The 4,751-nt window shown below is 65.2% G+C and carries 8 protein-coding genes; 2 read left to right on the forward strand and 6 right to left on the reverse strand.

Annotated elements, in window-relative coordinates:
• Positions 1 to 1,015, forward strand: a 1,015-nt coding sequence (fliI, locus tag ACH107_RS30145; protein WP_412509389.1) for a flagellum-specific ATP synthase FliI, incomplete at its 5' end; no start/stop codon positions are given.
• Positions 1,016 to 1,029: 14 nt separating this feature from the next.
• On the opposite strand, the gene ACH107_RS30150 is transcribed toward fliI, so the two are convergent.
• The 6 genes from ACH107_RS30150 to ACH107_RS30175 all read right to left on the reverse strand — a co-directional run bounded on the left by ACH107_RS30150 (position 1,030) and on the right by ACH107_RS30175 (position 4,288).
• On the reverse strand, positions 1,030 to 1,830 hold the full coding sequence (locus ACH107_RS30150) for a DUF1217 domain-containing protein (RefSeq protein WP_412509390.1): 801 nt from the start codon (positions 1,828 to 1,830) through the stop codon (positions 1,030 to 1,032).
• The gene (flbT, locus tag ACH107_RS30155; protein ID WP_412509391.1) at positions 1,827 to 2,231 is read right to left on the reverse strand and encodes a flagellar biosynthesis repressor FlbT; all 405 of its coding nucleotides are present in this window, start codon (positions 2,229 to 2,231) and stop codon (positions 1,827 to 1,829) included. The genes ACH107_RS30150 and flbT overlap by 4 nt, the downstream gene beginning before the upstream one ends.
• Positions 2,228 to 2,602 (reverse strand): flagellar biosynthesis regulator FlaF, encoded by a 375-nt coding sequence (gene flaF / locus ACH107_RS30160; RefSeq protein WP_412509392.1) that lies wholly within the window; start codon positions 2,600 to 2,602, stop codon positions 2,228 to 2,230. Before flaF ends, flbT begins: the two co-directional genes overlap by 4 nt.
• Positions 2,603 to 2,677: 75 nt before the next feature.
• Positions 2,678 to 3,508 (reverse strand): flagellin, encoded by an 831-nt coding sequence (locus ACH107_RS30165; protein WP_412509393.1) that lies wholly within the window; start codon positions 3,506 to 3,508, stop codon positions 2,678 to 2,680.
• Positions 3,509 to 3,717: 209 nt separating this feature from the next.
• Positions 3,718 to 4,077 carry a flagellar biosynthesis protein FlgN gene (locus tag ACH107_RS30170; RefSeq protein WP_412509394.1) on the reverse strand — a complete coding sequence of 120 codons (360 nt, stop codon included), beginning with the start codon at positions 4,075 to 4,077 and terminating at the stop codon, positions 3,718 to 3,720.
• A complete protein-coding gene (locus ACH107_RS30175; RefSeq protein ID WP_412509395.1) occupies positions 4,046 to 4,288 on the reverse strand; it encodes a rod-binding protein in 243 nt (80 codons plus the stop codon). Before ACH107_RS30175 ends, ACH107_RS30170 begins: the two co-directional genes overlap by 32 nt.
• A gap of 179 nt (positions 4,289 to 4,467) precedes the next feature.
• On the opposite strand from ACH107_RS30175, the gene ACH107_RS30180 reads away from it, so the two are divergent.
• The coding region (locus ACH107_RS30180; RefSeq protein WP_412509396.1) for a hypothetical protein at positions 4,468 to 4,751 on the forward strand (284 nt) is incomplete at its 3' end.

Consider the following 4,751-nt stretch of genomic DNA (forward strand, 5'->3'; position numbering starts at 1 on the left):
CGACCTGCGCGCGCCGCCCCCCGCAGCGGCGCGCCGCCGTGCGTTCGGCCAACGGATGGAAACCGGAATGGCGGTTTTCAACACCTTCCTGCCGCTTGTCCGCGGACAGCGGATGGGGCTGTTCGCGGGGTCGGGGGTCGGCAAGTCGAAACTGCTGGGCGGTCTTGCCCGTGGTGCGGCTGCCGATGTCATCGTCATCGCCCTGATCGGCGAGCGGGGGCGCGAATTGTCCGAGTTCATTCGCGATGTTCTGGGGCCGGAAGGGATGGCGCGTGCCGTCGTTGTCGCGGCGACTTCGGATATGTCCCCGCTGGCGCGGCGGCGCTGCGCCTGGACGGCGATGGCGGTGGCCGAACACTTCCGCGACGCGGGCCGGCATGTGTTGTTTCTGGCCGATTCGATCACCCGCTTTGCCGAGGCGCATCGCGAGATCGCGACCGTTTCCGGTGAATTGCCCGTTCTGCGCGGTTTTCCCGCCTCGACCGGGCACCTGATCACGTCGCTTTGCGAACGCGCCGGGCCGGGCTCCGACGGGACCGGTGATATTACCGCGGTGTTCAGCGTGCTGGTCGCGGGCTCCGACATGGAGGAGCCGATCGCCGACATTCTCCGCGGGGTGCTTGACGGCCATGTCGTGCTGGACCGCGAAATCGCCGAGCGTGGGCGGTTCCCCGCCATCGACGTGCTGCGGTCGGTATCGCGCAGCCTGCCGGGCGCGGCCAATGACGACGAGAACGCCCTTCTCGCGCAGGCGCGCAAGCTGCTGAGCCTTTACGCCCGCTCGGAAAACATGATCCTGGCCGGCCTTTACTCCGAAGGACAGGACGCCGAGCTTGACCAGGCGGTCCGCGCGTGGCCCGAGCTTGACGCGTTCCTTGCCGAAGCGGGTGGCACCCCGGTCCGTGCGAGTTTCAACCACCTCTCGGTGATCCTCCGGAGGGCCGGGGTGTCCCTCTCGAAAGGTGATCAGCGCCCGCCCGTTGGCCGGGACACCTTCGCGGGTACCGCGCCGTAGTCCATGATATGTGCTCAGGCTGGTCCGGGTGCCGATTGCAGCAGGGTCAGCGCAATCGCGTTCGACGACGGTGCGTTGATCTTGGCGAGTTCATCCTGCGCGAGGAAGCGGCGTACAAGCTCCTCGCGCGTCTGCTCATCGGCCAGGTCCGAGATACTGTCGATCCCGATCGCCGTGGCGCGATCACGGAATTCGGCGACCTGTCTTTCCAGGTCGAGCTGCGCGAAGCCTTCCGGCAGCCCGAAAGCCGTTTCGAACACCTGCCGCAGCGGTGGCGTGCCCAGCACGCGATACCATTTCGCGGCATCGTTCTGATCGGCACCGGCCACATCGGCAAGTTCCCGTTTCGCATTCATGGCCAGTCGCAACGCCTGATCCTCGTCACCCACGGCGCTCTCGAAGGCCATCCGCCTGAACCGCTCGGTGATTTCCGCGCCGAACCCCGGTCGTGCCGATTCGGGCGAGCCGCCATCACCGAAACCGAAAGCTGCCGCGAGACGCGTGTAACGGTTGTCGGACAGTCGATTCGCCAGCGCGTTTTCGTCTGTCACGCCCTCTTCCAGAACCTGACGGATGAAGGCACGGTTGTTCAGATCTTCCTGGAGCCCGAAAGCCCCCAGCGCGACCCGCAGCAGGCGCCTGTCGCCAACCAGGGCCTCGGCGCTCCGGACGTCGCCTATGGTGGCTTCGAAATACTTGGTGTCGCGGGCGATCCGCGGCGACTTGTCGAATATTTCCGTCTGCCGGTCGAGCGTCTGGTTCAGGAACGACCAGCCGGCAAGGCCGCTCATCGGCAGGGCTGGCTGGAAGCTCATGACGGACGATGCGCCAGCAGGCGCTCCTCGCGTGGCAGAAGCGCGCGAAGCGCCTTGAGAGAGTGGTAATACCGCCCGCCGATCAATGCGTCGGTGGCCGCTGCAAGGTGGTGGCGGCTGTCTGGGTCGGTCAGCACCTGGCTCAGTTCCTCGATGCGCCGCAGCAATTGCAACCGCGCCTGATCCGGTTCCGCGTCCCCGGAAAGCACCAGTTGTGCCTGGTAGCATATCCGGCGGACCGGGGTCGTCGCGTCTTCGGGATGGATCGCATCGCGCAAGCGCAGAATGTTGGCATCCGGCGTCATGATGGACACGCGCGCGCGGCGCTCGCCATTTTCGATGACCGCGCCGTTGATCAGGATCCGCTCCTTCGGCCCAAGCTTGATGACCAGTCCCGTCATGCCGCGGTGCTCCTCTCGCGCAATCCGCGCATGACCGCGACGTTCACCTCGATCAGCGGCTCGATGCTGGCCTCGTTCGACAGAACCTTGCTGCTGTGCAAGGTCGTGAACTCGGCCAGGTAGAGGATCCGCGCGCGCAGGTCGTCCGGCAGGGCATTGTCGCTGCTGGCGACGGTTGCGGCCAGCAGGGTCCACAGGCGGCGGTTTTCGTGCAGGGCGCCGGCCAGGTCACGCGCGGTGGTGCCGGGCTGCGCGGCGTTCCTGAGGTGTCCGGTGATACGCGCGAACGCGTCGTACTCGGTATCTTTCGGGGGCTTGATGGCTTGGGCACCCCGGCCGTAGCCCGCCCGTGCCTTGAGGCTCGCAGTCACATCGCATCCTTTCCATGAGAGGTCATATCAGCGCCGAGGGGTCAGGATGGGGCGCCTGTCAGGCGCCCCGTCCGTCTAGCCGCGGAACAGCGACAGGATGGCCTGCGGGGCCTGGTTGGCGATGGACAGCGACTGCGTGGCGAGCTGCTGTTGCACCTGAAGGGCCTGCAACCGGGCCGAGGTCTCTTCCATGTCCGCATCCACCAGCGAGCCGACGCCCGACTTCATCGCATCCATGACCTGGCCGACGAATTCGTTCTGGTCGGAAATGCGTTTGGCCGACGCGCCAAGCTCCGCGGCGCCGTCCACGGCGGTCTGGATATGCGCCTCGATGTTGGCGATCGATGCATCGGCAGCGGTCGCGCTCGACACGTCGATGTTACTGAGGTCGATGTTCGCTTCGAAATCCACCGAGGCCACGGTGATGTTCGAGGCCGTGACCGCGCCGGCCGCATCACGATCAATCGACGACAGGACCGTGATCCCGGCATTTCCAGCGCTGTTCAGCAGGTTCGCGCCATTGAACTGCGATGCCGAGATGATCGAGTTGACCTGGTTTGTCAGTTCCGTGACATCCGCGCCTATCTTGGTATGGTCCACGTTCTCGCCGGTGGCGGCAACGACCTTCTCCTTGATCTGGGTAAGCAGGTCCGTGATCTGTTCGGCGCCGGCCGATGCCACGGCCACGGTCGATTCTCCCAGCGACAGCGATTCCGACACGGCCTTGAAGCCGCTGACGTCGGATTCCATCACCTTGGATATCGCCCAGATGGCGGAATTGTCCTTGGCCGAGGAGACCTCCTTGCCGGTCGACACCATGTCCTGCGTCTTGGCAAGGTTGGAGTTCACGGATTTCAGGGTTTGCAGCGCCGTCATGGCGCTGTTGTTCGTCAGAATGCTCGACATGGCATTTTCCTTCGTCTCGTGGCGGATTTTCGCCGTTTACAGGTTCCGCCCGGTGCGAGCGGTGAAGAATGTCGTTCTGACATGTGCAGCCCTTGCAACCTCGGGAACTGCGCCATCCTGGGCCGGATGCGGGTGCAAGATGCAGGGGCAATTCCTAAGGGAAAGCTAATCCTCACTTTCCGAGTGAGGCGGATTTGAGTCAAATCATCTCAGGCGCGTTTCTCGACCTCGCTGCCCCGCTTGCCGTCGAATCGGGTCCTGCGGCCGGTCCTGTCATAGGTCTGCAGGGACGTGCGCACGCTTTCCACGGCCGACAGCCGGTCGGCCACTTTCCGGATACCCTGCGCCGCGGCCTCCAGCAGGGACTGGTTGCGCGCCATCTTGCGTTGCAGCGCCGGCAGGGACCCGCGCGCGGTCGCCGGGTCCGCGCCGAGCGCCGCGACGAGGCTTTCCTTGGTGTCTGCAAACCCGGCGATCGCGGTCAGGTCACCTTCCAGCAGCGCGGCGCGTTCCCTGTCCAGCAACCTGTCCAGCCTGTCAGCCGCGTTCTGACGGGACCGATGTGTCATTGGATGCCTCCATCATGGATTTCAGGATGTTTTCCGCCAGACCGATGCCGCCATTGCGGGCCATGTCGTCGGCGATGGCCTGTCGCTGGAAAGATGCGAACTGCCCCGCCGCGGGACCGCCGCTGAAACTGTTCTCCTGTTCGCCGAAGCCCGCCGATTTCAGCATTTCGGCGATGAAGCGCGCCTCGAGGTTCCTCGCGGCTTCGGCCATTTGCGGGCTGTTGCCGCCTGCCGCAGCAACGGCCCGATACCCGTCGGACGGTGAAGAAATGATCACTTTATTGCCTCGAATTTTGTGAACCCGACCCCAGTGAAGCGGAAAGCGGTAAAGAAGCGGTAACCGGATTTTGCCATGCTTCCGACATGGTGAGCACGAAACCGGAGGCGCACATGAAATTTCTCGGTCACGAAAGCCAGGCGCCCGCCGCGGCGATATCCGCGGCAATGCGCGGCCTGGCGGCGCCGAATCGGGACGGGCCGCGGTCTGCGGACGGGATGGAAAGCTTCCCGGATGTTCTTGCCGCGCTTGCCGGCGATGTCGCGCCGGTGGCCCCGCAGCGCCCGGGGGCGGTGGGCGATGCGCCACCGGGTGTGGGCATCACGCCCTCGGGTGGCGGCGGATTGAAAAACGGCAGCGCCGCCGGAGTGGTTGACGCCCTCGAGCGGCGAGGTGT

This window comes from Roseovarius halophilus (ex Wu et al. 2025), from assembly GCF_047086965.1.

Excerpts from the sequence above, each read along its gene's own strand:
- ACH107_RS30150 (WP_412509390.1), bottom strand. The coding sequence starts at position 1,830 with ATGAGCTTCCAGCCAGCCCTGCCGATGAGCGGCCTTGCCGGCTGGTCG.
- flbT (WP_412509391.1), bottom strand. The coding sequence starts at position 2,231 with ATGACGGGACTGGTCATCAAGCTTGGGCCGAAGGAGCGGATCCTGATC.
- ACH107_RS30165 (WP_412509393.1), bottom strand. The coding sequence starts at position 3,508 with ATGTCGAGCATTCTGACGAACAACAGCGCCATGACGGCGCTGCAAACC.
- ACH107_RS30170 (WP_412509394.1), bottom strand. The coding sequence starts at position 4,077 with ATGACACATCGGTCCCGTCAGAACGCGGCTGACAGGCTGGACAGGTTG.
- ACH107_RS30175 (WP_412509395.1), bottom strand. The coding sequence starts at position 4,288 with ATGGCCGAAGCCGCGAGGAACCTCGAGGCGCGCTTCATCGCCGAAATG.